This window comes from Streptomyces yongxingensis, assembly GCF_055597465.1.
On record NZ_CM145717.1, the window covers coordinates 6716906 to 6743142 of the forward strand.

Sequence of the window (26237 nt, forward strand, 5' to 3'; positions counted from 1 at the left end):
GGTGGAGGTGGGGGGTTTGCGTGAGGTGGCTGCCCCGTTCGTGGCGCCCGGCCCGACCGGTGTGGCCGTCCGCACCAGCCTCAAGGGCCTGAGTAGGCAGGACGCGATGGTCCTGCGCCTGGTCGGTGGCCAGCTGGGCTCCCTGGCCTCCCGGGACCTGAAGGCGCCTGCGCCTCCTGAAGGACCGGCTGGAGCGGGAGCTGGCCGACCGTGAAGCCGGACGTGTGCGGGTGGTGCGCGGTGGAAAGAAGCTGCTGCGCCATCGGCACCACCTCCAAGCCGCGCAGCTTTCCGAGGCCCAGTGGCGTGCGCGGTGGGAGGCCGAGCGCTGGTTCCTCCAGGCCGACGGGGAGTCGGGGAAACGGTACGGGAACGAGACAGTCCGCATCGCGCCGGACGGGGAAGTGAGCATCAAGCTTCCGGCGCCGCTGGCCGGGCTGGCGAACGCGCCGAACGGCCGGTACGTGCTGGCCTGCCGGGTCCGCTTTGGACACCGGGGCGAGCAGTGGGCCGACCGCATCGTGGCGAACCGCGCCGTGGCCTACCGCATCCACTACGACGTGGAGCGTGGCCGCTGGTACGTGACCGCCTCCTGGCACATTCCGCCGGTGACGACGGTGCCGTTGCAGGCGGTCCGGTCCGGCGGGCTGATCGGTGTCGACATGAACGCGGACCACCTGGCCGCTTGGCGTCTGGACGTCCACGGCAACCCCGTCGGCGAGCCGCGCCGGTTCGGCTACGACCTGTCCGGCCGCGCACCGCACCAGGACGCGCAGGTGCGTCATGCACTGATCCGCCTCCTGCACTGGGCCAGGCGCCACCAGGTGTCCATCGCGGTCGAAGACCTCGATTTCGCGGCCGAGAAGACCCGCGAGAAGCACGGATACAGGAAGCGGTTCCGCAAGCTGATCTGCGGCATGCCCACCTCCAGGCTGCGGGCACGGCTGGTATCGATGGCCGCCGAGCTGGGCATCACCGTCGTGGCCGTCGATCCCGCCTACACCAGCCGCTGGGGCGCCCAGCACTGGCAAAAACCCCTCACCGGCAAGAACAGGAAGCCCACTCGCCATCACGCGGCAGCGGTGGCGATCGGCAGGCGCGCCCTGGGATACCCGCATCCGGCGACGGACGCAACCGCCCCCACCGCACCGGAGCGATGCGGTGGGGCATCGGAGCGTCCAGGCCGCATCGGGCATCCCAGGGCGTGAGGAAACCCGCCCCCGCATTCCCGGACCACGGACCCGATCCGTCGGCGCCGCACGCGGAGCGAAAGCGGGCGACCAGTGTGCCCACAACCGTTCGGGGCACACGGCTGAGCACCAGTCCTGGCACCAGGACTCACTCCCGCTCAGTCTTTAGGAACGGTTGTGGGTTTGCATGTAAACCCCTGGACATCTGTAACTCGTTGTCGTAGACGGCCGGCGGCTTCACGATCGCCTGCGTGGCGTCGGGAACGCGGGCGAAACGGAGAATCCATGGGCGCGTGTCCGGTCCGCTCGGCGGTGCGCTGCCGTACGGGATGCGCCCACCCTCGGGCGCGAGCGGGAAGGCTTCCCTCACATCAGCGGTGACTGTGGTCATTCCGCATTCCTTCCTGAGACAGGTCGGCCGCGCCCCGACGGCGTGGCCTCGGTGGTCGTGCGGTGCGAATCGCCCCGTTCCCGGAGGCGGGCACGGGCAAGGCACGGGGCCGCCTTGATTTCTGCCCAGCAGCGCTTACGGTTCGGCCGCCGCGCGGGGCCCAACAGGTCGTAGCCCCACCGGTCGGCAAGAACGTCGACCAGGACCAGGCCCCGCCCGTCGGTGTCGTCGCCGCCGGGGATGCGCAGCATCGGCACCTGGGACGGGTGCATGTCCACGATCGCCAGGTACAGCCGGTCATTCGCCGGGCGGTCCACGATCACGCGCAGGCTGTGCCCCCGGGCGTGGTTCACGGCGTTGGTGACGAGTTCCGACATCGCCAGCGCGGCGGTTTCCGCCGTCTCGTCGCCGAGGCCCCACGCGGCGCACGCCGTGCGGACCAGGCCGCGCGCCACGGACGCCGTCTCTTTTCTGCGCGGGTGGGTCTCGCTGTAGCCCTGGCATCCCGTCGCGCGGGCTCTGCTTGCCGTCATCGTCATGGATCACGCCTTGGTCAGGGGGCGGGGGAAAACCGCGCCGGTCCTTCTTGGAGGTTGGGGTGAAGAAACCGGTGCGACCGTCAACCGGCCGCCCGATCTCGATCATCGAACGGCCGGTAATCACTCAACTCCAGTGCGTGCATCGGGGTAAGGGAGCAGAGTGGAGGCACGGTTGAACTGGTTGAACACAGCTCGGGGGTGGGAATGGCACGACGACCGCGCACGCCGAACAGGACTCTCGCGGGCCTGATGCAGACGGAGGGGATCGGAAACGCGCAGCTGGCGCGGCGCACAAACGCCGTCGGAAAAGAACTCGGGGTCACGCTGCATTACGACAAGTCGAGCGTGTCGCAGTGGCTCGCCGGCAGTACGCCGAAGCCGCAGGCACGGCCCGCGATCCTCGAAGCGCTCTCCCGGCTCGCCGGGCGGCCGGTAACGTCCGCCGAAGTCGGCTGGGGGGACGGTCCGGCCGAAGAGCGCGATGTTGTTTCGGGAGTGATGGCGCTGAGCCGAGCGGATATGGACCCGTCCCGCCGCAGCGTGCTGACCGCGGCTATGTACGCGGCCACGCTGGTGGTCCCCACATACGACGAGCTGGCCGGAGAACCGGACCAGCGGGTGAAGGGCACCAGCGCGGGGCGCATTCTTCGTATCGGTATGAGCGACGTTGAGACCGTGACCAGGATGACGGACAAGGTCGCCGAGATCCTGGATGAGATCGGAGCTGGTCACGCTCGGCCGATGGCGGCGGCGTTCATCACCAACACCATCGGCACCTATCTGCGCGCTGACGCCTCGGACAAGGTGCGCAAGGCCATGCTCGCGGCCGTCTCGGACTTCGTGTACCTCACGGGCTGGATGGCGATGTACGAGATGAAGCAAGGGCTCGGGCAGAAGTACTACCTGCGCGCGCTCGACCTCGCGGCGAGCGGCGAGGACCACGTCACCTACTGCCGGACCCTGCGAGGCATGTCCTTGCAGGCGTCCCACCTCGGCTACGGGCCGAAGGCATTGGAACTCGCGGACGCGGCGGCGGAGGCCGCGCCCGCATCCGGGCCGCGCCTGGTGGCGTTCCTGCGTGGGCAGCAGGCCGCCGCGGCGGCGATGACCGGCGACCGGAACACCGCTGTGACGCGCTTGCGTGAGACGGAGGCCGCCCTGGCTCAGGCGGACAACCGGCGGGATGCCGTGGGTGGGTACGACGAAGCCGCCTTCCACTTCCACGAGGCGCACGTCAGGTGGTCACTCAAGGACGGGCCGGGCAGCATCAAGGCCCTGCGCCGCTCCAACGCCGCCCGCGGCCTCCAAGAACGTCAGGGGCGAGTGCACTGCCTTGGGGTGATCGCTCAACGGCAGATGGCCATGCGGCACGTCGAGGCAGCCTGTGCCACCTGGAACGAGTTTCTCGACGAGCACCAGATGATCAGCTCTGCGCGGGGGGATGAGCACCTGCGGAACCTGTGCACCGGCCTCAAGCCGTATGCGTCGCTGCCGGTTGTGCGCAGCGTCACCGAACGGGCGCGCGAAGTCGCCCATCTGAAGGCAGCTTGAAATAAAGATCTGAGACGGTGAGGCCGCCCGGACCCGGGGGTGGTCCGGACGGCCTCGGCTCAGCAGCCGATCACACCGTTAGTACGCGATGTGATCACGCTGTCGGCGCGCGATGTGATTACGCCTTGAGCGAGGCGATGTCGATCACGAAGCGGTAGCGCACATCGCTGCTCACGACGCGGTCGTACGCTTCGTTGATCCGCTCGCCGTCGATCAGCTCGATCTCCGCGCCGAGCCCGTGCTCGGCGCAGAAGTCGAGCATCTCCTGGGTCTGCCGGATGCCGCCGATCTTCGATCCGGCCATCGACTTCCGGCCCATGATCAGCGAGAACTGGTTGAACGCGCTGGGGTTCTCCGGCGCGCCCACGTGCACCAGCGTGCCGTCCAGCTTCAGCAGCGACAGATAGCCGTCCAGCGGGAGGTTCGCCGAGGTCGTGTTGACGATCAGGTCGAAGGTGCCGGCCAGCTCGGTGAAGGTGGACTCGTCGCTGGTGGCGTAGAAGTGGTCGGCGCCCAGCCGCAGCCCGTCGTCCTTCTTGCGGAGCGTCTGGCTCAGCACGGTCACCTCGGCGCCCATCGCATGGGCGATCTTCACACCCATGTGGCCGAGGCCGCCGAGGCCCACGATGGCGACCTTCTTGCCGGGACCGGCGTTCCAGTGGGCCAGCGGGGAGTAGAGGGTGATCCCGGCGCACAGCAGCGGGGCGGCCACGTCCAGCGAGATCCCCTCGGGGATGCGCAGCACGTAGTTCTCGTCCACCACGATGTGGGTGCTGTAGCCGCCGTAGGTGGGGGCGCCGTCGTACTCGTTGCCGTTGTACGTGGGCACCTCGCCCTTGAGGCAGTACTGCTCCTCGCCCGCGAGGCAGTTCTCGCACTCGCGGCAGGAGTCGACGAAGCAGCCCACGCCGACCCGGTCGCCGACGGCGTACTTGGTCACGGCGGGGCCGACCTCGGCGACCACACCGGCGATCTCATGGCCGGGCACCATCGGGAAGAGGGCGGTGCCCCACTCCTCGCGGGCCTGGTGGATGTCGGAGTGGCAGATACCGGCGTAGGCGATCTCGATCAGCACGTCGTGCTCGCGCAGGGCGCGGCGCTCGACGGTGGTCCTTTCCAGCGGGGCCTTCGGAGCGGGGGCCGCGTAGGCGGTGACGCTGGTGGTCATCATCGTGTCTCCCTGTGACGAAAGAGGAAAAAGGGGATGGTGAAGGGAAGGGGGAAGCAAGGAAGGGGAAGGGGGAGGGGGAGGGTGTGCGGGGGAAAAGGGGAAGGTGTGCGGGGGAAAGGGTGGGATCAGGGGGAGACGTCGGAGGACGGTCCCCCCGAAGGACGCGCTTCGGACGAGGGCGCGGCGGGATCGGCCGAGGGAGTCGCGGTCCAGCTCGCCAGCAGCCGCAGGGCCGCCTCGGAGGGGGAGCCGGGCTCGACCGTGTAGATGCACAGCGCCTGGTCGGGATCGCCGGGCACGGTCACGTTCTCGTAGGCCAGCGTCATGTCCCCGACCACCGGGTGGTGGTAGAGCTTGACGCCGTGGGTCTTCTCCCGCACGTTGTGGTCGGCCCACCAGGTGCGGAACTCAGGGCTCTTGATGGTGAGCTCGCCCACGAGCTCGGTCAGCCGGGGATCGTCGGGATGCCGCCCGGCCTCCAGCCGGAGGGACGCCACCATCTCCGCCGCGACCGTCTCCCACTCCGGCCACAGCGAACGGGCCGCCTCGTCGAGGAACATGAAACGGGCCATGTTCCGCTCGTGGTACGGGAGCGCCTCGAAGTCGATGATCAGCGCCCGGGCCAGCCGGTTGGAGGCCAGGACATCACCCCTGCGCCCGAGGACGAAGGCCGGTGAGACCCCGTCCAGCGTGCGCAGCAGCGCGTGCACCCCGGGCCGCACCCGCTGGGGGCGGGGCGGCCGGCGGCGCACCGTGCGCCGGGGGCGCGGCCGGGTCAGCTCGAAGAGGTACGCACGTTCGGTTTCGTCCAGTTGCAGAGCGCGGGCCACGGCGTCCAGCACCGTCTCCGACACATTGAGGTGACGGCCCTGCTCCAGACGCGTGTAGTAGTCCGTGCTCACCCCGGCCAGCTGCGCCAGCTCCTCGCGGCGCAGCCCAGGCACCCGACGGGGGCTGTCGTTGCTCACGCTCACGCCCGCGTCGCCAGGACTCAGACGTGCCCTGCGGCTCCGCAGGAACTCACTGAGCTCGGTGTTGCGGTCCATGGGTTCCAGTATTGGCAATGGAAAGGGCGTCTGAGCGTGCCAGAGTAGGTCTGCTGAACCTAGGCGGGGCGGGGCCATGCGGGCCGTCGGGGGCCATGCGGGCCGTCGCCGCTCGTCTGGCTTCGTGGCGCTCGCACGGGAGAGTGGTGGCGGGAGCGGTGGGCTGGTGCCGGCGGGCCGGTCTGATAGACCTTGACCGCGCGCTCCGGGTTGCACTGCGGCTCCTGTACGGCAAACTGCTTACGCCCCACCCTCACCGCGAGGCACCGCAAAGGCGCAGCGCAGTACAGCACGGCCGAGCAGATATGGGACATCGGAGATCATGAGCGCCCCTACCTCAGGATCCGCGGACGGCAGCTCCATCCCTGGCTTTTATCCTGATCCGTCCATCCCTGGCTACATCCGTTACTGGAACGGCGCCGCCTGGGTGCCCGGCACCAGCCGTCCGGCCCCGGCCGAGGGCGAGGCCATGCCCGCGCCGCCGCCCGGGGTCACCCATACCCAGGTGATCAGCCCGCCGCCGGACGAGACGGGCCCGATGTTCCTGGACGAGGATCCGGCGCCGCGGGCTGCCGAGGAGACCGGCAGCGCACTGCCCGAGCTGCGCCGGAGCGCCGAGATGGACGTCCGGGGCGCGGGCGGGCCGCCCGAGGCGGCGGCCGGTGGCATGGGGGCCCAGCCGGTGCCGCCCGGCGGGGTCCCGGCGTCCGTGGACTGGAACGATCCCCAGCGGCTGCACGGCACCCGCCCCGACGCCGGGTCGGCCTGGCAGGCGGACGCCGCCCAGCAGGGCGGGTTCGGGGGTGAGCAGGACCGCAGGGTCTCCTGGGGCGCGGAGCCGGACGCCCCCGGCGACGCCCAGTCCGGTGCCGGGCAGCCTGGTGGCGCCCAGTCCGGTGCCGGGCAGCCCGGTGCCGGGCAGTGGCCCGGGGTGCCCGACCCGCGGCGCGCGGGCCCGGGTGAGGACGCCGGGCGCGATGACGGCACGCTGACCATGCGCGCGGGCGGGAGCGGGCGCACGGCGGACCGCTCGACGCAGGCCCTGCCGCCGGTCCGCCGGGCCCCGGAGCTGCCCCCGGCGGACGAGGGCGAGACCCCCGCTCCGGCGGGCGACGGGACGATGACGTTCCGCGCGGTGGGGCGCGGCGGCGGAGCGGCACCCACCACCGGTCAGGGCCAGGGCCAGGGGCAGGACCAGGCGGCCGGCCGCGACGACGGGACGATGGCGATCCGGGCGATCGGCCGCGGCGGTGCGCGCAAGGGCGCCGAAGCGGCACCCCCGGCTCAGCCCCCGCACCAGCCCCACCAGCCCCACCAGCCCCACCAGCCTCCGCAGACACATCAGCCCCAGCAGCCCCCGCAGCCGCACCAGCCCCCGCAGCCCTTCGGCGGTATCCCCGCCCAGGGTGGCGGCCCGGCCTGGCAGCCGCAGGGGCAGTTCGCCCAGCAGCCCGGCACGCCGCAGAGCCCGCCGCAGCCCGCCCCGCACGCTCCCCAGGCGGCCCCGCACGGCGCGGGCCCGGGCGCGCCCGAGGGCGTCATCCCCTGGAAGCCGCCCGTCGACAACCCCTTCCTGCTGGCCGCCCAGGCCGAGGGGCGGCCCGCCGCGCTCGGCCGCCGCCTCGCCGCCCGGCTGATCGACTCGGTCGTGCTGCTCGGTGTCGTCGGCGCCGTCGCGTTCCCGCTGTGGAGCAAGGCGAGCGACCACATCGACGAGAAGGTCGAGGCGGCCAAGCAGAGCGGCGAGACCGTCACGGTCTACTTCCTGGACGGCACCACCAGCGGCTATCTGGGCATCGTCCTCGGTCTGCTGCTCGTCCTCGGCGTCGTCCTGGAGACGCTGCCGACCGCCAAGTGGGGCCGTACGCTCGGCAAGAGGCTGTGCGGGGTGCGGGTGCTGGACATCGAGGAGCACGACACCCCGTCCTTCGGCACCGCGCTGCGCCGCTGGCTGGTCTACTCGGTGCTGGGGGTGCTCGTCATCGGCGTGCTGAACGTGCTGTGGTGCCTGTTCGACCGCCCGTGGCGGCAGTGCTGGCACGACAAGGCGGCCCGCACCTTCGTCGCGTCGGCCGACTGAGCACTCGGCGGACTGAGCCGCCCTCCGCCGAACCGAACATCCGCCCCGGCTGAGGCGGATGGACGATCCCGGTCGCCCGAACGGGGCGCGCCGGATGCGACAGTCCCGGCTCCGGGGTCGACTCGGGCCATGAGCACCGACCAGCCGCCGCCCGGGCCCGATGAGCCCCGGGACCGGGACAGCAGCGACCCGTTCGCGAAACAACCGCGTGCGAACGGCTCCCCGTACGGGGACCACGGGGACCACACCGCGGGGCCCGAGCCGTACGCCGGGATGCCCCCGCTCGCGCACCTCGGCCGCCGTCTGGCCGCCCGGATCATCGACGCGCTGCTCATCGGCATTCCGGTCGGGCTCGTCGTGACCGCGCTCGCCGGGGGCTATGACCCGGTCGCGGGCAACGCGCGGTCGACCACCGTCACGCTGGTCTACGTCCTGGTGTACTTCCTCTACGAGGGGCTGATGCTGACCCGGGACGGCCAGACCGTCGGCAAGAAGGCGATGAAGATCCGGGTCGCCATGCTGGAGAACGGCCGGCCGCCGGTCGGTCAGGCGGGCTGGCTGCGCGCCGGGGTGTACGCCCTGCCCGAGATCGTGCCCTGCTGCGGCTTCCTCTTCTGGCTGATCAATGTGTTGTGGTGCACCTGGGACCGGCCCTACCGGCAGTGCCTGCACGACAAGGCGGCCAAGACGCTGGTGGTCTCGGCCGTGCCCTGAGCCCCGAGGTGCCCTCTGGGCCCCGAGGTGCCCCCAGAGCCGCCGAGGTGCCCCTGAGCCGCCGAGGTGCCCCCCTGAGCTTCCGGTCCTCCAGCGGCGCTGATGTAATCGGGGCATGGCCCCCGACCCGCTGTCCTCGCCCCCGCCTGTGTTCCCCCCAGGGATGGCCCCGCTGGCCACCCCTGGTCAGCGCTTCGCCGCCCGGCTCATCGACATCGTCATCCTCGGCGCGATCTGGACGGTGGCGCTCACGGCGACCGGCGCGCTCCAGTACACGATGGACCACCCGGGCGAGCAGGACATCGGCAAGGTGACCCTCGCGCTCATCATCACGATGGCGCTCTACTTCGGCTACGAGGGCGTCATGCTGGCCCGCAGCGGACAGACGCTCGGCAAGAAGGCGCTGCGCATCCGGGTGGCGATGCTGTCCGACGGGAATGTGCCGGCCGGTCAGGGCTGGGTCCGCGCGGCGGTCTACGTCCTGCCCGGGATGCTCATCCCGCTGCTGGTCGGCACGGTCTTCTGGCTGGTCAACTCGGCCTCACTGCTGTGGGACAAGCCGTTCCAGCGCTGTCTGCACGACAAGGCCGCGCGGACCGTCGTGGTGTCAGCCGTGCAGTGAGTCGGCGTGCGCCCGGGCGTGCGCCCGCGCCGGGTCGGCCGGTCCGGACCCCGCCACGGGGCGGCTGGTGCGGACGGTGCGGCCGGGGCGGGACATCCGGGCCACCGGCACGGTGATGGCCACGAGGAGCCCGAGAACCAGCCCGACCACGGTCACCACCGCCACCCCGAGCCCCGATCGGGTCTGGGAGAGCAGCAGCATGGCGAAGGTCGAGAGAACGACGGTGGCCGAACCATAGGCAAGCTGTGCAGGAGTCGGACGCGGCATGGCGGGATCCGTCCTCAGGGGCGATATGCAGGGGGCATGAGTCAGGCTGAAGTGCACCGTCAGTCCTGACTCTACGGTCCTGCATGCCCGAGGGGAACGGAAGTAAGCGTGACCTCACCCACGGCGCCGTTGCACAGGGGGCGCACGGAATCATCGGGTGTGCCAACCGGCGTGCACGGCGCGCCCGTTGCCGTCCGTTAAACGGAACGTCGGGATCGCAGAACGTACTTGTCTCATCAGTCCAAGTCAAGGTCTGTCTTTTCTCCTGCCACTCCGGTCAAATGTCCGGCACTGGTGTGGAAAGGGGAGGACTGAGCGAGTGAACAGCCAACGGAGGACGGCCAGATCGGCCGCCATAGCCACAGTGGTGGCCGCGCTCGGAGCGGCGGCACTCTCGACCGGCATGGCTCAGGCGGACGCACCGTCTACGCGTGTTGAGCGCCATGATCCGGCGCCCGCGAAGACGGATGTCCAGCACGACCTCGAAGGTCCGTACAGCAAGCAGCGGGAAGCCCAGCGCCAGGAGGCGCTGCGTCAGGTCATCTCCGGCGACACCAAGGCGACCACGCGCGGGGCGTCCAAGGTCGTGAAGCTCGGCAAGGGCAAGTACGTCGAGCTGGCCCGGGAGAAGACCGACAAGATCTTCACCATCCTGGTCGAGTTCGGCGACAAGGTGGACGACACCACCATGTACGACCCGGACGGGGACGGCCCCAAGCCGCCGGTGAAGAAGTACGGCGGCGACCCGGGCCCGGCGCACAACACCATCGCCCAGCCGGACCGCGCCGACGACAACAGCACGGCCTGGCAGAAGGACTACAACCGCCAGCACTTCCAGGACCTCTACTTCTCCAAGGACAAGAAGAAGGAGTCCCTGAAGAAGTACTACGAGAAGCAGTCCTCGGGCCGCTACTCGGTGGACGGCGAGGTCTCCGACTGGGTCAAGGTCGACTGGAACGAGGCCCGCTACGGCTCCAACTACTGTGGCGACACCAACTGCGCCAACGCCTGGGACCTGATCCGCGACGGCGTCAACCAGTGGGCCAAGGACCAGAAGGCGGCCGGCCGCACCGACGCGCAGATCAAGGCGGACCTGGCCAAGTACGACCAGTGGGACCGCTACGACTACGACGCCGACGGCAACTTCAACGAGCCCGACGGCTACATCGACCACTTCCAGATCGTCCACGCCGGTGAGGACGAGTCCGCGGGCGGCGGGGTCCAGGGCGAGAACGCGATCTGGGCGCACCGCTGGTACGCGTACGGCACCGACGCGGGCAAGACCGGCCCCGGCGAGAACAAGTCGGGCGGTACGCAGATCGGCGACACCGGCATCTGGGTCGGCGACTACACGATGCAGCCGGAGAACGGCGGCCTCGGCGTCTTCGCCCATGAGTACGGCCATGACCTGGGCCTGCCGGACGAGTACGACACCACCGGCAAGGGGGAGTCGTCCGTCGCCTACTGGTCGCTGATGTCCGCGGGATCCTGGCTCGGCACCGGTAAGGACGCCATCGGCGATCTGCCCGGCGACATGAACGCCTGGGACAAGCTCCAGCTCGGCTGGCTGAACTACGCCTCGGCCAAGGCCGGTAAGAAGTCCACCCACACCCTCGGGGTGGCCGAGTACAACACCAAGAACAAGCAGGCGCTGGTGGTCGAACTGCCCGCCAAGGCCGTCACCACCGAGGTGGTCGCCCCCGCCGAGGGCTCCAAGCAGTGGTGGAGCGGGATGGGTGACGACCTCAAGAACACCCTGACCCGGTCCGTGGACCTCACGGGCAAGTCCAAGGCCAGTCTGGACCTGCAGGGCTGGTGGGACATCGAGGAGAACTACGACTACCTCTACGCCGAGGTCTCCACGGACGGCGGCGCCAACTGGACGCCCATCGACGGCACCGCGGACGGCAAGGCCATCCCGCGCGACGCCGGTGACAAGCCCGCGCTGACCGGCACCTCGGGCGCGTACAAGAAGCTCTCCTTCCCGCTGGACGCCTACGCGGGCAAGAAGATCGACCTGCGCTTCCGCTACCAGACCGACGGCGGTGTGGCGCAGAAGGGCTTCGCGGCCGACGCGATCACCCTGACCGCGGACGGCGCCCCGGTCTTCACCGACGGCGCCGAGGGCGATGACAACGGCTGGACGGGAGACGGCTTCTCGCGCATCGGCGGCTCCTTCACCAAGGACTACCCGCAGTACTACCTCGCCGAGAACCGCCAGTACGTGTCGTACGACACGACCCTCAAGACCGGTCCGTACAACTTCGGCTGGGCCTCCACCCGGCCCAACTGGGTCGAGCACTTCCCGTACCAGAACGGGCTGCTGATCTGGCAGTGGGACACCTCGCAGCCGGACAACAACGTCGGCGTCCACCCGGGCAGCGGTCTGATCCTGCCGATCGACGCGCACCCCGCCGCCGAGAAGTGGGCGGACGGCACGCTGATGCGCAACCGGATCCAGGCGTACGACTCGCCCTTCAGCCGGCTCCCCTCGGACGGCTTCACGCTGCACAAGGACGGCAAGGCCGCCAAGGTGAAGCCGAAGCCCGGCATCCCGGTCTTCGACGACCACAAGGGTACGTACTGGGACAAGAGCAACCCGACCGGCAGTGTCGAGGTTACTGACACCAACACCCGGATCAAGATCCTCAAGGAGCTCCCGGGTGGCTCGACGATGACCGTCCAGGTCGGACCGTCCGCCTCCTAGATCCACACCAGTCTGCGTCTTCGCAGGTCAGAGCGGTAGCGGCCGCCGCCCCCTAGCGGGCGGCGGCCGTTCACGTTTAGATGCCCCTACGACCTTCTTGTTGACACGACGTCTCACGGGGGACATGACCCGCAATGGCCGACGGAGGATTTACCAAGCTGCCGGGCGGCAGTGTGGTGGTCGCACTGACGCTGCCGCGCCCGCTGGGCGAGGGTGGCGTCCGCGTACTGGTACACGCCGCGAACCGCCAGCGAGCCCTGACCAGGCTCCGCAATCTCGGGCTTCGCGCCGTCTATCTGCGCGGCAACACCGCGCCGCCGACACCCGACGAGGTGACGGCGGTGCTCCACCATCCCGACGGGGTGGTCTGGCGCACCGCGCCGGACCGCGGAGGGGAGCTCTGGCATCCCATGGCCGCCCTTCTCAGACCGCCGGCCCCGGCCTCGTAGCGCCGGGGCCCGGGTGGGCGGCGGCTCAAGCCGCCGGGAAGCCGCAGGGAAGCCGGGAAGCCGCCGGGAAGGGGGCTGGGAGGCGCTCAGAGCGCCCCCGGCGCCCTCAGACGACCGGCTTCCCGCTGAGCTGGACCCCGGCCGCCCGCAGCTCCTCCAGGGCGCGCTCGGTCGTGCCCGGGGAGACGCCCGCGGTCAGGTCCAGCAGGACGTGCGCCGCGAACCCCTCGCGGCGCGCGTCCAGCGCCGTGGCCCGCACACAGTGGTCGGTGGCGATGCCCACCACGTCCACCTCGGTCACCTCCCGCTCGCGCAGCCACTGGGCGAGCGGGGTGCCGTGCTCGTCGGTGCCCTCGAAGCCGCTGTACGCCCCCGTGTACGCGCCCTTGTCGAAGACCCCGTCGATCGCGCCGGAGGCGACGGCGGGCGCGAAGTTCGGATGGAACCCGACGCCCTCGGTGCCCGCGACACAGTGCACCGGCCAGGTGTGCTCGTAGTCCGGGTTGTCCGAGAAGTGATCGCCCGGATCGATGTGGTGATCGCGGGTGGCGACGACGTGCCGGTAACCGGGCGTGGCCTCCCCGATCAGATCGGTGATCGCGGCGGCGACGTCCGCGCCCCCCGTCACCGCGAGGCTTCCGCCCTCGCAGAAGTCGTTCTGGACGTCGACGACGATCAGTGCCCGGTGCATGTCACCGAGGGTAGACACTCCGCGTCGATTGTGGCAGTGGGCGTGCCCCGCGATTCCGCTCATGACCCGTCCGTCTCAGGACCGCGCGTACTCGGTGGGCAGGACCGGCTCCCCGCGCGAGAGCTGGGTCGCTGACAGCGGCAGTCCGGCCCGCGCCGCGATGTGCCGGTCCCGCGCCGCGTCCAGCGGCTCCCGGGCCACGATCTCGCCCCCGCGCACCAGCTCCACCAGCAGTTGATGGCCGGCCAGCTCCTCGGGGACCTCACCGGTGCCGATCACCTCGGCCTCGGCCACGCCGTGCTCGTCCACCCGCCGCGCGGCCCATTTGCGGCCGCCCACCGAGGTCTTGGCGCCCATGGACTTCTTGGCCACCGGCAGCAGCGGCGCGTCCCGGTCGTCCGAACCGGCCCGCGCCACCAGCTTGTAGACCATCGAGCTGGTGGGGTGTCCGCTGCCGGTGACCAACTGGGTGCCGACCCCGTACGCGTCCACGGGGGCCGCGGCCAGCGAGGCGATCGCGTACTCGTCGAGGTCGCTGGTCACCACGATCTTGGTGTTCTTGGCGCCCAGCTCGTCGAGCTGCTGGCGCACCCGGTGGGCGAGCAGCAGCAGATCGCCGGAGTCGATCCTTACGGCGCCCAGGTCCTTGCCGGCCACCTCCACGGCGGTGCGCACCGCCTCGGCGACGTCATAGGTGTCCACGAGCAGGGTGGTGTCGCTGCCGTGCGCCTGGACCTGAGCCGTGAAGGCGTCCCGCTCGTTGTCGTGCAGGAGGGTGAAGGCGTGGGCGCTGGTGCCCACGGTGGGGATGTTGTAGCGGAATCCGGCCGCGAGGTCGGAGGTGGTGGTGAAGCCGCCGACGTAGGCGGCGCGGGCGGCGGCCACGGCGGCCAGCTCATGGGTGCGGCGGGCGCCCATCTCGATGAGCGGCCGGTCGCCGGCGGCGGTGGACATCCGGGAGGCGGCGGCGGCCACCGCGGAGTCGTGGTTGAGGATGGAGAGGATGACCGTCTCCAGCAGCACCGCCTCGGCGAAGGTGCCCTCCACCCGCATGATCGGCGAGCCGGGGAAGTAGACCTCGCCCTCGGGGTAGCCCCAGATGTCGCCGCGGAAGCGGTAGTCGGCGAGCCAGGCGAGCGTGGGCTCGTCCACGATCCGGTGCTGGGCGAGGAAGTCCAGCACGCCGGCGTCGAAGCGGAAGTTCTCGACGGCGTCCAGCACCCGCCCGGTGCCCGCCACGACGCCGTAGCGCCGGCCCTCGGGGAGGCGCCTGGTGAAGACCTCGAAGACCGAGCGGCGGTCGGCGGTGCCCGCCCGCAGCGCGGCCTGAAGCATGGTGAGTTCGTACCGGTCGGTGAAGAGCGCGGTCGACGGTACGTCCACCGGCAGTCCCAAGTCCGCAGTGTCCATGGTTGACGATGCTACCTCCCGTACTCGTCAGAGTGACGAGATCTGGGTGCCGGTTTAGGCGACGGCCTGTGCCGGGTGGCAGCATGGGACGTGTGAGTGTCACGCCCGTGGAGATCGAACGTCCCGAATCCCGTGAAGCACCCTCGTCGGTGCCGGAACCCGACGTTCCCTGGGTGACGGTGGTCCACAACGACCCCGTCAATCTCATGAGCTATGTGACCTACGTCTTCCAGAGCTACTTCGGCTACTCCAAGGACAAGGCGCACCGTTTGATGCTCGACGTCCACCACAAAGGCCGCGCGATCGTCTCGAGCGGCACCCGCGAGGAGATGGAGCGCGACGTGCAGGCGATGCACGGCTACGGCCTGTGGGCGACCCTCCAGCAGGAGCGCTGATGTCGGGACGTTTCGAGTCGCTGCCGGGCGGCGGCGCGGCCATCGCCCTGGACGAGGTGGAGATCTCCATTCTGCGCAGCCTGGCCATGCAGCTCGCCGAGCTGATCGGCCCGGGCGACCAGCCCGCCGGGGGCGGTGACCCGCTGGACGCGCTCTTCGCGGACGGCCCCACCAAGCCGCCGGAGGATCCGGCGCTCGCCCGGCTCTTCCCGGACGCCTACTCCCCGCCGGACCAGGAGCTCGGGCCGCGGGAGGAGAAGGAGGCGCGGGAGGCGTCCGCGGAGTTCCGCCGCTTCACCGAGAACGACCTGCGGGCGCGCAAGCGCGACGACGCCCTGACGGTGGTGCGTGACCTGGACGCGCTGGGCCCCGGCTCCTCGGGCGGGGCCCCGGCGGTGCTGGAGCTGGCGCCGGAGCGGTCCCGGCACTGGCTGGGCGCGCTCAACGACCTGCGGCTGGCCATCGGGACCCGGCTGGAGGTCACCGACGAGGACGACGGCGGTGAGCTGCTGCGGCTGCCGGACTCCGATCCGCGCAAGCCGATGGTCATGGCGTACTTCTGGCTCGGCGGGCTCCAGGAGACCCTGATCGAGACGCTCATGCCGGAATGATTTCCTCCGGCAATTACTGAGTGTTCGTTTAGAGGATGCTCAACTCCGGATAACGATCGCATCACTGCGATCGTTAACTTTGTTGCGCATCACAACTTTTGTCCGCTTCTTCCTGTGGCGTGCACCACACGCGACGCAGTCGATCAGTGTGGCGGTCGTGGTAAATCTTCACGATCGCAGCCAGCCGCCACAGGGAGAAAGGCGCAGCAATATGACCTCAGCGGCTCCTGAAGAGGGCTATGAGCGCGGCCTGGGCAGTCGCCAGGTCCAGATGATCGCTATCGGCGGCGCTATCGGCGTCGGCCTGTTCATGGGTGCCGGGGCGAACATCGCCAAGGCCGGCCCGAGCATCATCCTGATGTACGCCCTCGCGGGTGTGGTCATCTTCTTCATCATGAGAGCGCTCGGTGAGCTGCTCCTGTACCGCCCGGTCTCCGGGTCCTTCGCGGAGTACGCCCGTGAGTTCCTCGGCCCGTTCTTCGGCTTCGTCACGGGGTGGACCTACTGGCTGATGTGGGTGGTGACCGGTATGGCCGAGCTCACGGCCGCCGCCATCTACATCAACTACTGGTTCCCCTCGATCCCGCAGTGGGTCAGCGCCCTGGTCTTCCTGGTGGTGCTGTTCGGCGTCAACCTGATCTCGGTGAAGATCTTCGGTGAGGTCGAGTTCTGGTTCTCGATGGTCAAGGTCACCGCGATCATCGGCATGATCGTCATCGGCCTGGGCGTGCTCACCCTCGGCTTCTCCGACGCCGGTGACACCGCGGCCGCCTCCAACCTCTGGTCGCACGGCGGGTTCTTCCCCAACGGCATCGGCGACAGCCTGATGACCCTCCAGGGCGTGATGTTCGCCTACCTCGCCGTCGAGCTGGTCGGCGTCACCGCGGGTGAGTCCGAGGACCCCGAGAAGACCCTGCCCAAGGCGATCAACACCCTGCCCTGGCGCATCATCATCTTCTACGTCGGCGCCCTGCTGGTGCTGCTCGCCGTCGTCAAGTGGACCGAGTTCTCGGCCGGCGAGAGCCCCTTCGTGCACGCCTTCTCCAAGATCGGCATTCCGTTCGCGGCCGGCATCGTCAACTTCGTGGTGCTCACGGCGGCCCTGTCCTCCTGTAACTCCGGGATGTACTCCACCGGCCGGATGCTGCGCGGCCTGGCCGCGAACAGCGAGGCCCCCAAGATCTTCGGCATGCTCAACGCCCGTAAGACCCCGGCCGTCGGCATCACCGTCTCCGTGGCGCTGATGGGCATCGGCGTGATCCTCAACTACGTGGTCCCGGAGAAGGCGTTCGAGTACGTCACCTCGGTGGCCACGGCCGCGGGTATCTGGGCCTGGGCGATGATTCTGGTCAGCCACATCAAGTACCGGAAGGCCGTGACCTCGGGCCGGCTGCCCGCCTCGTCCTTCCCGGCGCCGGGCGGTGCCGTCTTCAGCTGGGTGGCGCTGATCTTCCTGATCGGTGTGACCGGCCTGATCGCCTACGACAAGGACGCGCGGGTCTGTCTGTACGTGGGCGCCGTCTGGGCCGTGCTGCTGGTGGTCGGCTGGTTCCTCCTGAAGTCGCGCGGGGGTGCCCAGCCGGGTACCTCGGCCGAGGCGGAGCCGGAGTACGCGCGCAAGTAATCCGTATCGCCTTTCGGGCGCCATATCTCAGTAGGCGGGCTCCGGACCAATGTCCGGAGCCTGCCTCCTATTGTGTGGTCATGCTGACCATCACCCAGGCGCTCCACGACAAGATCGTCGCGCACGCCCGCGCCGACCACCCCGACGAGGCGTGCGGTGTGATCGCGGGCCCGGCCGGAAGCGGCCGCCCCGAGCGGTTCATCCCGATGCTGAACGCGGCCCGTTCCCCCACCTTCTACGAGTTCGACTCGGGTGACCTGCTCAAGCTCTACCGCGAGATGGACGACCGGGACGAGGAGCCGGTCGTCATCTACCACTCGCACACCGCCACCGAGGCGTACCCCTCCCGCACCGACATCTCCTACGCCAATGAGCCCGGTGCCCACTACGTCCTGGTCTCCACGGCCGAATGCGGCAATGACGAGGGGCCCGTCCAGTTCCGGTCCTTCCGGATCGTGGACGGCGTGGTCACCGAGGAAGAGGTGGAGATCGTCCCGGGTGGCTGAATCGCCGCATCGTCTCGCATCACGGTCGCTACCCGTCCGTATCGCGGGATCACCTACCGGAGCCCGGTTCGGGAATCGATACGATGAGTCCATGGTTTTCGATGACGTGAGCGAGAAGACGCCGGGCATGCTGCTCGTGGCGCGGCTCCACGTCGACCTGTGCCGGCTCGCCAGCGCGATGTGTCCGCGCCGCGCCGTGGCCGCCTGAGCGCGCCCCGAGACGCCCGACGCCCTTCGACGACGCCTTCCCGGCCGCTCCCGGTCCGGGAGTCCACCCCGCCCTCCGACAGGAGCCCAGACATGGCCATCGAGGTCCGCATCCCGACCATCCTCCGCACCTACACCGACGGCCAGAAGGCGGTCGAGGGCAGCGGGGCCACGCTCGCCGAGCTCTTCGCCGACCTGGAGAGCCGGCACTCCGGGATCCAGGAGCGCCTGGTCGACGGCGGCGAGCTGCGCCGCTTCGTGAACGTCTATCTGAATGACGAGGACGTCCGCTTCCTCGACGGCATCTCCACCAAGGTCTCGGACGGCGACAGCGTGACGATCCTGCCCGCCGTCGCCGGTGGGGCTCTCGGGGCGGAGCCCCGTCCTGCTGGGGTGGTGGCCGGGCGACGGGTGGGAATGCTCTGATGCGGTACGACAGCCCATTGGCCGCGGTCGGCAATACGCCGCTCGTCCGGCTGCCGCGGCTCTCGCCCTCCTCCGACGTACGGATCTGGGCCAAGCTGGAGGACCGCAACCCCACCGGCTCGGTCAAGGACCGCCCCGCGCTCCATATGATCGAACAGGCCGAGAAGGACGGCCGGTTGACCCCCGGCTGCACCATCCTCGAGCCCACCTCCGGCAACACCGGCATCTCCCTCGCGATGGCGGCCAAGCTCAAGGGCTACCGCATCGTCTGCGTGATGCCGGAGAACACCAGCGAGGAGCGGCGCCAACTGCTCGCCATGTGGGGCGCGGAGATCATCTCCTCGCCCGCCGCCGGCGGCTCCAACACCGCCGTCCGGGTGGCCAAGGAGCTGGCGGAGCAGCACCCGGACTGGGTGATGCTGTACCAGTACGGGAACCCGGACAACGCCGGTGCCCACTACGCCACCACCGGCCCCGAGATCCTGGCCGACCTGCCCTCCATCACCCACTTCGTCGCCGGTCTGGGCACTACCGGCACCCTGATGGGCGTCGGCCGCTTCCTGCGCGAGAACAAGCCGGACGTCCAGATCGTCGCCGCCGAACCGCGCTACGACGACGTCGTCTACGGACTCCGCAACCTCGACGAGGGCTTCGTCCCCGAGCTGTACGACGAGTCCGTCCTGACCACCCGCTTCTCCGTCGGCTCCGAGGACGCGGTGACCCGCACCCGGGAACTCCTCGCCCAGGAGGGCATCTTCGCGGGCGTCTCGACCGGGGCCGCGCTGCACGCCGCCCTCGGTGTCGCCCGTAAGGCGGTCACGGCCGGGCAGAGCGCCGATGTGGTCTTCATCGTCGCCGACGGTGGCTGGAAGTACCTCTCCACCGGTGTCTACACGGCGGCCACCACCGAGGAGGCGATCGAGACGCTGCACGGCCAGCTCTGGGCGTAGGGGCCGATCGGCCGGCGGGGGCATGGCCGGGCGGGGCATGGCCGGGCGCCACCCGGCTCCGTCCTGGTGATTCCGCCCACAACGCGGGCCCGTGGAGGAGCTGCCTGGGCTTTCGCGCCTTACGCTCGTGGGCACCGCATGACCCCCCGCACCCGCCCATGGCCCTCGGCATGGGGACCCCTCAAGGAGGTTCCTGCTTCATGAAGCTCACCGTCGTCGGATGCTCAGGGTCGTTCCCGTCCGCGGAATCGGCCTGCTCGAGCTACCTCCTCGAGGCCGACGGCTTCCGGCTGCTCCTCGACATGGGCAATGGCGCCCTTGGCGAGCTGCAGCGCCACTGCGGTCTTTACGACCTCGACGCCGTGCTGCTGTCCCACCTCCACCCCGATCACTTCATCGACATGTGCGGATACTTCGTCGCGCGCTACTACCGGCACGACGGTGGCCGCGCCGAGGCGATCCCCGTCTACGGCCCCGAGGACACCGAGCGGCGGCTGGTCCAGGCGTACGCCGACGTGCCCGACGAGAAGTCGATGCGCGAGGTCTTCGACTTCCGCACGCTCACGCCCGGCAGCTTCGGGATCGGCCCCTTCACCATCCGCGCCGAGCGGGTCTGCCACCCGGTGGAGGCGTACGGCTTCCGGATCGAGTACGCCGGCCGCTCGCTGGTCTACTCGGGCGACACGGGCCCCTGTGAGGCCCTGGTGGACCTGGCCCGGGGCGGCGACCTCTTCCTGTGCGAGGCGGCCTTCACGCACGGCAAGGAGGACATCCCGGGGCTGCATCTCAACGGCCGCCAGGCGGGCGAGCACGCGCTGCGGGCGGGGGTCGGGGCCCTGGTGCTCACCCATGTGCCGCCGTGGACGGACCCCCAGATCAACCAGCGCGACGCCCAGGCGGTCTTCGGCGGCCCGGTGGAGCTGGCCAAGGCGGGGGCGGTCTACGAGGTGTGAGCCCCGCCCCGCCCTGCCGCGGCTCCCGGAACGGTCCAGTTCCGGGAGCCGCGGCAGGGCGGGCACCGCGCCGGGTCAGGCGGCCCGGTCCGGCAGCTGTGCCAGCACCCGGGCGAGCATCTCGAAGTCCTCGGTCACACTGTGACCGGCGCCACGCTCGACCGACTTCCGGTACGCGGGCAGGATCGTCTCGTAGCGGCCGCTGGCGAGGGCCAGCGTCGACTGTAGTTCGAACAGACGGGCCATGAGGTGGCGATTGGCCGGTTCCTCGGCGCTCTGCACCTCCCCGATCTCGTCGACGAGGGTGGAGAGTCGGCCGAGGAGCCGGCTCGACTCCAGCAGCGTGCGGTAGTACGTGGCCTCAACGGTCCGTTCCGCCTCGCCGAGCAGGGCCGCGTAGGTCCGCAGGGCGTCGGCCTCGCCGAGCCCGAGGGCCAGCTCGCACAGCAGACTCCAGGAGTCGACGATTCGCTCGGACCGGTAGCCGGGCGGACCGGCGGGCACGGTCTCGCCCGCGTGCGCGGCCAGCAGTGTGAACGCCGCGCGCAGCTCCTCCTCGGACGCTGTCCGGTGGTCGAGCCCGTCTCGGACCTCGTAATACACCCACTTCGGATTGTCCGGCTCCTCGGCCCGCGCCAGCCGGTCCAGCCTGACGTACCGCTCACGCTTGCCCCTCTGGTCGACCACTTCCGGCAGGTACCCGGAGTGGTCGAAGCGGGCGTCGATCTGCACTCGGGCCGGGGCGTGGCCGTCGGGGTCGTACGGGTGCTCGTGCACCCGTCCCCGGAAGCGGAACGGGCCGTCCGCCCGCAGCACCCGCTGGGTGTTGGTGTACACCGGGCCGCCCACGTCGGCGATGACGGGGGAGACGACGAAATCGGAGTCGGGCAGCAGGTAGTCGAGCACTGACAGCGCACGGCGGAGCCGGCCCGCGTGCGACGGGGCGAGGATCTCGTCGGCGTCCACGTGGCACAGCCAGCCGTCGCTGACCTCGCCGAAGGCGAGATTGCGCTGCCGGGAGAAGTCGTCGGCCCAGGGCGCGGACAGGATCCGCGCGTCGCCGCGGGCGCGCAGCGCCCGCTCGGCGGTGCCGTCGACGGACCCGGAATCGACCAGCAGGCAGTGGTCGACGTCGTCGGCGAGCGCGTTCAGACAGCCGGCGATGCGCTCCTCCTCATTTGAGGTGAGCACGACGGCGGTCACCGGACGGGGACGATACGAGGCGTAGCCGGCCGCCAGGTCCGCGGGGTCGGCGGAGGACAGCGGGGTGTCCGCGAGGTCCAGTGATACGGAGGTGACCAGGGCCAGGTCGGACGCCAGTCGGGAGGCGGGGATGCCTCCGGGCGCGTGGACGAGATCGAGCAGGTGCGAGAACTTCATCGCGGCAAAGGACTTTCCGGGCAGAGGTCGGACGAGGGGGCGAGGGAGTGCTCCAGGTCGAACGCACAGTCCCCGACGTGCCCGTGCGAGACCATGATCTTGGTCCCCTCGACTGTGCGGAGCGCGTCCCAGATCCGGGTGAAGGTGTCCCGGTCGATGCCGCTGAACGTCTCGTCGAAGAGATAGACCCGGGGGCCGTGCAGAACGGCGCGGGCGATCGACAGACGCTGGATCTGGCCGCGCGAGAGCCCCGCGCCGGTCTCCCGCACCGGCTCGTCCAGCCCTTCGGGAAGGCTGTCGACAACGTCCAGGAAGCAGGCGACGCGGCAGGCATCCAGGATGTCGGCCGTGCTGTGCGGCACACCCAGGGTCAGGTTCTCGCGCAGGGAGGCGGTGAGCAGGACCGGGTTCTCCGGGACGTACAGGACGTGCCGCGGCAACTCGGCCGATGGGACATGGCTGATCTCGGCGCCACCGAGGGTGATACTGCCCTCGTAGCCGGGGTGCATCCCCGCGAGCAGGGTGAGGAGCGTGCTCTTGCCCGAGCCGTTCGCGCCTCGCAGGAGCATGCTTGCGCCGTACGGGACGTCGAGGTCGAGCCCGCTGATCGTGTCCTGCCGGGCGCCGGGATGGCGGAACCGCAGGGACCTGATCGAGAGGTCGGCCGCCTCCAGTGGGGTCTGCGCCTGCTCCGCCGGCAGCGAGAGCCGGGCGTCGTCGCGTTGCAGCACCACGTCCCGGTATCGGCCCAGGGCGGCAGAGGTGCGCTGAACGGTCACCTGGAGGGACGCGACGGAGTCCATGGCGCCGAGGAAGTAGCCGGCCATGGTCAGGAATCCGAAGACTTGGCCGACGGTGAGTGCCCCGGACATCATGCGGCTCAGCCCCGCCCAGGCCGCCACCACCGTGAAGACGGTCTGGCTGGCCGTCTTGATCACGGAGTTGACGTTCTCCAGACGGCCGAGCCGCGTCTCCGACTCGATTCTGCGCCGCAGCGCCCTGCTCATGCGGTCGAAGGCGTAGCCGCCCCTGCCATAGCCGGTCAACTCCGTGTGTCCCCGGAGGGAGTTGAGCGTCTCGGATTTCAGTGTGGCGTCCCGCTGGAGAGCTTCCGCCGCGGCGTTCCTGATGTGCGGGTAGAGGAGGACGGAGCTGAGCACGTTGACCGCGGCGGGCGGAATCAGGAACAGGAAGAGCGAGGGGCCGGTCACGAGCAGATATCCGCCGACCGAGAGGACGACGCAGATGTCGATGGCCGCCCTGACGGAGGCCGCAGTGACGAGTCCCTGGATTTCCTGCACATCGTCGATCCGGCTCACCAGGTCACCGGCTCTGCGGCTTTTGAAGTAACCGGCCGGAAGCCGTAGAAGTTTGCGCAGATAGCGTTCCGACAACTGCCGTTGGAGCGTCTGGCTCAGAGCCACGACGGCGCGGCCCCGCAGATACTGGACGCCCGCTGCCGCCAGGGCGATCCCGATGAACTCGGCCGACATGGCAGCCAGCGCCCGCCGCGAGCCGTCCCGCATGACGCGGTCCACGGCCATCTGGACGAACAGGCTGTTCAGCAGGGCCACCAGGGCCACGACGACGGTCGCCGCCAGGATCAGCAGGAGCCGCCCCCGATGGGCTCGGGCGGCCTGCCACACCAGACCCTGCGCACGGGAGGCGCGGATCCGGGCCCCCAGCGGCAGCCGCGCCATCGGCCGGTCGGTGACCAGGGCCTCCCCGTGGAAGACCTCGGCGAGGACCTCGGGCGCGACGCGCATCGGACGCTGGAGCAGCGGGTCGCCGACGATGAAGTGGCCGCTGTCGGTGGCCTCGTGGACGACAACGAAGTGCCGGTCACCGTCCTCGTCCAGCAGGATGATCGTCGGCCCTGCCAGCCGTACGGCCTGCCGCAGCTGGTCGGTGTCCAGCCGGAGGAGTTCGCTGTCGACGCCGTAACCCCGCAGGACCTCGCGCAGCCGGAGCAGATTGGAGCCGCGTTCGCCGAGTCCCGTGGACTCGCGCAGGAGCGCCGCGTCGACCACGACCCCGTGCCGCATGAGCACGGCGCGCAGACACGCCGGGCCGCAGTCGGTGTCCCCCGACTGATGGGTGTGGTACCTCTGCCACTTCACCGAATAACTCCTGGCGGGGAAAAGAGTGCGCCCGCCTCAGGACGAGGCGGGCGCGTATCCTTACTACAGCTTGTCGCAGCCCAGCGACTTCCAGAGCTTGTAGTAGTCGCCGTAGCTGCAGCCCATAGGATTGCCGATCTGAGCGAAAATCCACTCGCACTGGGCGCGGCTCGGCTTCTTGCCTTCGCCGGAGGCGGCGGCCGCCTCCTCGTCGCTGAGAGCGGCGAACTTCAGCTCACGCAGAGCTTGCAGGCTCATCGTTTTTCCCCACTTGTTGTCGGTCTCGGCCGTGATCGACCTGGTCGAAACCTTAGACAGGGGATTTCGGAGTGATCAAGGAGTGGGGTCCGTGATAACGATCACTGCATCTTCCGGACCGGAAATTGCGTCTGGTAAACAGGGGGCTTTCGGTGGGATTCACGGAGCGGGTACACCGATTCCCCGATCCGCGGTGCGGTCGGGGAATTCGGTTGCTCGAGTTTCGGGAAAGTCCTACTTGGCCTCGGCTTTCAGAATTTCTGCCAGCTCCTCGTCCGACTCCCGGCCCGGGGTTGGCAGATTGAATTTGGTGATGGCGAAGCGGAAGATGGCGTAGTAGACGACGCCAAAGCACAGGCCCACCAGCATCAGTCCGAACGGGTTGCTCGCGATGCCCAGGTTCAGAGCCCAGTCGATCACGCCGGCCGAGAAGCCGAAACCGTCCCGCATGCCCAGCGACCAGGTCAGAGCCATGGATATTCCGGTGAGGACCGCGTGGATCGCGTACAGGACCGGCGCGATGAACATGAAGGTGAACTCGATCGGCTCGGTGACGCCGGTGACGAAGGATGTCAGCGCGAGCGAGAGCATCATGCCGCCGACCACCTTGCGGCGCTCCGGGCGGGCGCAGTGCACGATGGCGAGGCAGGCGGCCGGGAGCCCGAACATCATGACCGGGAAGAAGCCGGTCAGGAACTGGCCCGCGGTTGGGTCGCCGGCCAGGAAGCGCGCGATGTCACCGCTCTTGCCGTGGTAGTCGCCCGCCTGCAGCCAGGGGAACGAGTTCAGCAGGTGGTGCATGCCGATCGGGATCAGCGCGCGGTTGGCGACACCGAAGATGCCGGCGCCGATGGAGCCCGAACCCACCAGCCATTCACCGAAGTTGTGCAGACCGGTGCCGAGGACCGGCCAGATGTAGCCGAAGACGATGCCGAGGACCAGGCCGGCGAGGGCCGCCAGGATCGGGACCAGCCGACGGCCGCCGAAGAAGCCCGCCCAGTCCGGCAGCTTGGTGCGGTAGAAGCGCTGGTAGAGCAGCGCGACGGCGAGCCCCATCACCACACCGCCGAGCACCTTGGCGTCGGCCGGGGCGTCCACCATGACGACCTTGCCGTCGACGGCCGTCGCCACCTTCGGCAGGCTCTTGTCGGTGAAGGTGCCGAGCACGTTCTTGAAGACCAGGTAGCCGACGACCGCTGCGAGGGCGGTCGAGCCGTCCGACTTCTTCGCGAAGCCGATCGCGATGCCCACGGCGAACAGCAGCGGCATGTTGTCGAGGATCGCGTTGCCGCCGGCGGCCATGAAGGAGGCGATCTTCGTCATGAAGGCGGGGAACTCCGGGCGGCCGAGCATGTCGGTGTTGCCGAGGCGCACCAGGAGGGCGGCGGCGGGCAGCACCGCAACCGGCAGCATCAGGCTGCGGCCGATGCGCTGGAGCGCAGCCATCACAGTGGCGCCCGTCTTCTTCTCCGCCGCGGGGGCGCTGCTGGTCGTCGTCACGAGTTCCTCCACTGGACAAGGCGCCGCCCGGGAACCACGGAAGGGGACGGCAGGGTCTCTGGCCGGAGGAACCCGACCACGGCGGCCAGCGCGGTGGAGCCGTCCGACTTCTTGGCGAACCCGATGGCCACTCCGACGCAGAACAGCAGCGGAAGGGCGCCGGTGAGCGCGCCGCCGGCGTTGTTGAACACGGCGGCGACCTTGTCCCAGCCCAGTCCGTCGGCGCCGAACACATCGGGCTGTCCGAGCCGGACCATGATTCCGGCGGCGGGCAGGACCGCGATCGGCAGCTGAAGGCTGCGGCCGACCTTCTGGAGTCCCTGGAACAGGCCGGCACCCCGCTTCTGGGCGGGCGCCGCCTTGGCGGTGGCCGTACTCATCGGATTCCTCCTGGTGAGGCGGGCTCTCGGGGGAAGGAACGGCCCGCTTTATGGTCTAAACCACATGTGGTGTAGACCTGTTGTAGCACGGAGGGATCC

At 69.7% G+C, this 26237-nt stretch carries 26 protein-coding genes and 1 pseudogene; 15 read left to right on the forward strand and 12 right to left on the reverse strand.

What is annotated here, in order from left to right; translation table 11 throughout:
• The first annotated feature begins 7 nt into the window (after nt 1-7).
• Nucleotides 8-1359: pseudogene (locus tag ACZ6TD_RS28990) on the forward strand (nuclease/transposase family protein).
• Here ACZ6TD_RS28990 and ACZ6TD_RS28995 read toward each other — a convergent pair.
• Nucleotides 1339-1581, reverse strand: a complete 243-nt coding sequence (locus tag ACZ6TD_RS28995) for a putative ATP-grasp-modified RiPP (protein ID WP_471342888.1) — start codon at nt 1579-1581, stop codon at nt 1339-1341. The pseudogene ACZ6TD_RS28990 and the gene ACZ6TD_RS28995 sit on opposite strands and share 21 nt — an antisense overlap.
• Nucleotides 1578-2120: an ATP-binding protein gene (locus ACZ6TD_RS29000; RefSeq protein WP_471342890.1), complete on the reverse strand. Its 543-nt coding sequence runs from the start codon at nt 2118-2120 to the stop codon at nt 1578-1580. Before ACZ6TD_RS29000 ends, ACZ6TD_RS28995 begins: the two co-directional genes overlap by 4 nt.
• A gap of 204 nt (nt 2121-2324) precedes the next feature.
• On the opposite strand from ACZ6TD_RS29000, the gene ACZ6TD_RS29005 reads away from it, so the two are divergent.
• On the forward strand, nt 2325-3671 hold the full coding sequence (locus ACZ6TD_RS29005) for a hypothetical protein (protein WP_471342893.1): 1347 nt from the start codon (nt 2325-2327) through the stop codon (nt 3669-3671).
• Nucleotides 3672-3789: 118 nt separating this feature from the next.
• Here the strand turns inward: ACZ6TD_RS29005 and ACZ6TD_RS29010 are convergent, their stop codons facing one another.
• The gene (locus ACZ6TD_RS29010; RefSeq protein WP_470010480.1) at nt 3790-4839 is read right to left on the reverse strand and encodes an NAD(P)-dependent alcohol dehydrogenase; all 1050 of its coding nucleotides are present in this window, start codon (nt 4837-4839) and stop codon (nt 3790-3792) included.
• A 128-nt stretch (nt 4840-4967) separates the two neighbouring features.
• A complete protein-coding gene (locus ACZ6TD_RS29015) occupies nt 4968-5888 on the reverse strand; it encodes a helix-turn-helix transcriptional regulator (RefSeq protein WP_471342895.1) in 921 nt (306 codons plus the stop codon).
• Between the two features lie 322 nt (nt 5889-6210).
• Here ACZ6TD_RS29015 and ACZ6TD_RS29020 point away from each other — a divergent pair, with 322 nt between their 5' ends.
• The 3 genes from ACZ6TD_RS29020 (at nt 6211) to ACZ6TD_RS29030 (ending at nt 9304) form a co-directional block, all read left to right on the forward strand.
• Entirely contained in the window at nt 6211-7968 is a 1758-nt protein-coding gene (locus ACZ6TD_RS29020) for an RDD family protein (protein WP_471342898.1), read from the forward strand.
• 129 nt (nt 7969-8097) lie between these two features.
• Nucleotides 8098-8682, forward strand: coding sequence for an RDD family protein (locus tag ACZ6TD_RS29025; protein ID WP_471342900.1), 585 nt, complete (start codon nt 8098-8100; stop codon nt 8680-8682).
• Between the two features lie 115 nt (nt 8683-8797).
• Nucleotides 8798-9304, forward strand: a complete 507-nt coding sequence (locus tag ACZ6TD_RS29030; RefSeq protein ID WP_470010488.1) for an RDD family protein — start codon at nt 8798-8800, stop codon at nt 9302-9304.
• On the opposite strand, the gene ACZ6TD_RS29035 is transcribed toward ACZ6TD_RS29030, so the two are convergent.
• Nucleotides 9290-9571, reverse strand: coding sequence for a hypothetical protein (locus tag ACZ6TD_RS29035; protein WP_471342902.1), 282 nt, complete (start codon nt 9569-9571; stop codon nt 9290-9292). The two genes, ACZ6TD_RS29030 and ACZ6TD_RS29035, sit on opposite strands and share 15 nt — an antisense overlap.
• A 319-nt stretch (nt 9572-9890) precedes the next feature.
• On the opposite strand from ACZ6TD_RS29035, the gene ACZ6TD_RS29040 reads away from it, so the two are divergent.
• Both ACZ6TD_RS29040 and ACZ6TD_RS29045 read left to right on the forward strand, forming a co-directional pair.
• Nucleotides 9891-12278, forward strand: coding sequence for an immune inhibitor A domain-containing protein (locus ACZ6TD_RS29040; protein WP_471342904.1), 2388 nt, complete (start codon nt 9891-9893; stop codon nt 12276-12278).
• Between the two features lie 134 nt (nt 12279-12412).
• Nucleotides 12413-12727, forward strand: coding sequence for a hypothetical protein (locus tag ACZ6TD_RS29045; protein ID WP_086886108.1), 315 nt, complete (start codon nt 12413-12415; stop codon nt 12725-12727).
• Between the two features lie 106 nt (nt 12728-12833).
• On the opposite strand, the gene ACZ6TD_RS29050 is transcribed toward ACZ6TD_RS29045, so the two are convergent.
• Together ACZ6TD_RS29050 and ACZ6TD_RS29055 are read right to left on the reverse strand one after the other, a co-directional pair.
• A complete protein-coding gene (locus ACZ6TD_RS29050) occupies nt 12834-13418 on the reverse strand; it encodes a nicotinamidase (RefSeq protein ID WP_471342907.1) in 585 nt (194 codons plus the stop codon).
• A gap of 75 nt (nt 13419-13493) precedes the next feature.
• Nucleotides 13494-14828, reverse strand: coding sequence for a nicotinate phosphoribosyltransferase (locus tag ACZ6TD_RS29055; RefSeq protein ID WP_471342909.1), 1335 nt, complete (start codon nt 14826-14828; stop codon nt 13494-13496).
• 83 nt (nt 14829-14911) lie between these two features.
• Here ACZ6TD_RS29055 and clpS point away from each other — a divergent pair, with 83 nt between their 5' ends.
• The 8 genes from clpS to ACZ6TD_RS29095 all read left to right on the forward strand — a co-directional run bounded on the left by clpS (nt 14912) and on the right by ACZ6TD_RS29095 (nt 20500).
• Nucleotides 14912-15223: an ATP-dependent Clp protease adapter ClpS gene (gene clpS / locus ACZ6TD_RS29060; protein ID WP_137978163.1), complete on the forward strand. Its 312-nt coding sequence runs from the start codon at nt 14912-14914 to the stop codon at nt 15221-15223.
• The gene (locus ACZ6TD_RS29065) at nt 15223-15834 is read left to right on the forward strand and encodes a DUF2017 domain-containing protein (RefSeq protein WP_471342912.1); all 612 of its coding nucleotides are present in this window, start codon (nt 15223-15225) and stop codon (nt 15832-15834) included. Before clpS ends, ACZ6TD_RS29065 begins: the two co-directional genes overlap by 1 nt.
• A 211-nt stretch (nt 15835-16045) precedes the next feature.
• On the forward strand, nt 16046-17458 hold the full coding sequence (locus ACZ6TD_RS29070) for an amino acid permease (protein WP_471342914.1): 1413 nt from the start codon (nt 16046-16048) through the stop codon (nt 17456-17458).
• 80 nt (nt 17459-17538) lie between these two features.
• Nucleotides 17539-17964: a M67 family metallopeptidase gene (locus tag ACZ6TD_RS29075; RefSeq protein ID WP_471342916.1), complete on the forward strand. Its 426-nt coding sequence runs from the start codon at nt 17539-17541 to the stop codon at nt 17962-17964.
• 91 nt (nt 17965-18055) lie between these two features.
• A complete protein-coding gene (locus ACZ6TD_RS29080; protein ID WP_014061047.1) occupies nt 18056-18172 on the forward strand; it encodes a putative leader peptide in 117 nt (38 codons plus the stop codon).
• A gap of 92 nt (nt 18173-18264) precedes the next feature.
• Nucleotides 18265-18597 carry a MoaD/ThiS family protein gene (locus ACZ6TD_RS29085; protein WP_471342919.1) on the forward strand — a complete coding sequence of 111 codons (333 nt, stop codon included), beginning with the start codon at nt 18265-18267 and terminating at the stop codon, nt 18595-18597.
• On the forward strand, nt 18597-19547 hold the full coding sequence (locus ACZ6TD_RS29090) for a PLP-dependent cysteine synthase family protein (RefSeq protein WP_471342921.1): 951 nt from the start codon (nt 18597-18599) through the stop codon (nt 19545-19547). The genes ACZ6TD_RS29085 and ACZ6TD_RS29090 overlap by 1 nt, the downstream gene beginning before the upstream one ends.
• Nucleotides 19548-19747: 200 nt before the next feature.
• The gene (locus ACZ6TD_RS29095) at nt 19748-20500 is read left to right on the forward strand and encodes an MBL fold metallo-hydrolase (protein WP_471342923.1); all 753 of its coding nucleotides are present in this window, start codon (nt 19748-19750) and stop codon (nt 20498-20500) included.
• A 75-nt stretch (nt 20501-20575) separates the two neighbouring features.
• Here ACZ6TD_RS29095 and ACZ6TD_RS29100 read toward each other — a convergent pair whose 3' ends face one another.
• From ACZ6TD_RS29100 to ACZ6TD_RS29120, 5 genes are all read right to left on the reverse strand, one after another.
• Nucleotides 20576-21880, reverse strand: a complete 1305-nt coding sequence (locus tag ACZ6TD_RS29100) for a glycosyltransferase (RefSeq protein WP_471342926.1) — start codon at nt 21878-21880, stop codon at nt 20576-20578.
• Nucleotides 21877-24000: a peptidase domain-containing ABC transporter gene (locus ACZ6TD_RS29105; RefSeq protein WP_471342928.1), complete on the reverse strand. Its 2124-nt coding sequence runs from the start codon at nt 23998-24000 to the stop codon at nt 21877-21879. Before ACZ6TD_RS29105 ends, ACZ6TD_RS29100 begins: the two co-directional genes overlap by 4 nt.
• Nucleotides 24001-24063: 63 nt before the next feature.
• On the reverse strand, nt 24064-24258 hold the full coding sequence (locus ACZ6TD_RS29110) for a hypothetical protein (protein WP_069863733.1): 195 nt from the start codon (nt 24256-24258) through the stop codon (nt 24064-24066).
• 234 nt (nt 24259-24492) lie between these two features.
• Nucleotides 24493-25758, reverse strand: a complete 1266-nt coding sequence (locus tag ACZ6TD_RS29115; protein ID WP_471342931.1) for a PTS transporter subunit EIIC — start codon at nt 25756-25758, stop codon at nt 24493-24495.
• A complete protein-coding gene (locus tag ACZ6TD_RS29120; protein WP_471342934.1) occupies nt 25755-26138 on the reverse strand; it encodes a PTS transporter subunit EIIC in 384 nt (127 codons plus the stop codon). Before ACZ6TD_RS29120 ends, ACZ6TD_RS29115 begins: the two co-directional genes overlap by 4 nt.
• Nucleotides 26139-26237 lie beyond the last annotated feature (99 nt).

Coding starts and splice junctions, on each gene's coding strand:
- ACZ6TD_RS29100 (WP_471342926.1), bottom strand. CDS start 21,880: ATGAAGTTCTCGCACCTGCTCGATCTCGTCCACGCGCCCGGAGGCATC.
- ACZ6TD_RS29020 (WP_471342898.1), top strand. CDS start 6,211: ATGAGCGCCCCTACCTCAGGATCCGCGGACGGCAGCTCCATCCCTGGC.
- ACZ6TD_RS29110 (WP_069863733.1), bottom strand. CDS start 24,258: ATGAGCCTGCAAGCTCTGCGTGAGCTGAAGTTCGCCGCTCTCAGCGAC.
- ACZ6TD_RS29065 (WP_471342912.1), top strand. CDS start 15,223: ATGTCGGGACGTTTCGAGTCGCTGCCGGGCGGCGGCGCGGCCATCGCC.
- ACZ6TD_RS29015 (WP_471342895.1), bottom strand. CDS start 5,888: ATGGACCGCAACACCGAGCTCAGTGAGTTCCTGCGGAGCCGCAGGGCA.
- ACZ6TD_RS29025 (WP_471342900.1), top strand. CDS start 8,098: ATGAGCACCGACCAGCCGCCGCCCGGGCCCGATGAGCCCCGGGACCGG.
- ACZ6TD_RS29120 (WP_471342934.1), bottom strand. CDS start 26,138: ATGAGTACGGCCACCGCCAAGGCGGCGCCCGCCCAGAAGCGGGGTGCC.
- ACZ6TD_RS29095 (WP_471342923.1), top strand. CDS start 19,748: ATGAAGCTCACCGTCGTCGGATGCTCAGGGTCGTTCCCGTCCGCGGAA.
- ACZ6TD_RS29045 (WP_086886108.1), top strand. CDS start 12,413: ATGGCCGACGGAGGATTTACCAAGCTGCCGGGCGGCAGTGTGGTGGTC.
- ACZ6TD_RS28995 (WP_471342888.1), bottom strand. CDS start 1,581: ATGACCACAGTCACCGCTGATGTGAGGGAAGCCTTCCCGCTCGCGCCC.
- ACZ6TD_RS29005 (WP_471342893.1), top strand. CDS start 2,325: ATGGCACGACGACCGCGCACGCCGAACAGGACTCTCGCGGGCCTGATG.
- ACZ6TD_RS29055 (WP_471342909.1), bottom strand. CDS start 14,828: ATGGACACTGCGGACTTGGGACTGCCGGTGGACGTACCGTCGACCGCG.
- ACZ6TD_RS29080 (WP_014061047.1), top strand. CDS start 18,056: ATGGTTTTCGATGACGTGAGCGAGAAGACGCCGGGCATGCTGCTCGTG.
- ACZ6TD_RS29070 (WP_471342914.1), top strand. CDS start 16,046: ATGACCTCAGCGGCTCCTGAAGAGGGCTATGAGCGCGGCCTGGGCAGT.
- ACZ6TD_RS29010 (WP_470010480.1), bottom strand. CDS start 4,839: ATGACCACCAGCGTCACCGCCTACGCGGCCCCCGCTCCGAAGGCCCCG.
- ACZ6TD_RS29000 (WP_471342890.1), bottom strand. CDS start 2,120: ATGACGATGACGGCAAGCAGAGCCCGCGCGACGGGATGCCAGGGCTAC.
- ACZ6TD_RS29035 (WP_471342902.1), bottom strand. CDS start 9,571: ATGCCGCGTCCGACTCCTGCACAGCTTGCCTATGGTTCGGCCACCGTC.
- ACZ6TD_RS29075 (WP_471342916.1), top strand. CDS start 17,539: ATGCTGACCATCACCCAGGCGCTCCACGACAAGATCGTCGCGCACGCC.
- ACZ6TD_RS29050 (WP_471342907.1), bottom strand. CDS start 13,418: ATGCACCGGGCACTGATCGTCGTCGACGTCCAGAACGACTTCTGCGAG.
- ACZ6TD_RS29030 (WP_470010488.1), top strand. CDS start 8,798: ATGGCCCCCGACCCGCTGTCCTCGCCCCCGCCTGTGTTCCCCCCAGGG.
- ACZ6TD_RS29085 (WP_471342919.1), top strand. CDS start 18,265: ATGGCCATCGAGGTCCGCATCCCGACCATCCTCCGCACCTACACCGAC.
- ACZ6TD_RS29090 (WP_471342921.1), top strand. CDS start 18,597: ATGCGGTACGACAGCCCATTGGCCGCGGTCGGCAATACGCCGCTCGTC.
- clpS (WP_137978163.1), top strand. CDS start 14,912: ATGGGACGTGTGAGTGTCACGCCCGTGGAGATCGAACGTCCCGAATCC.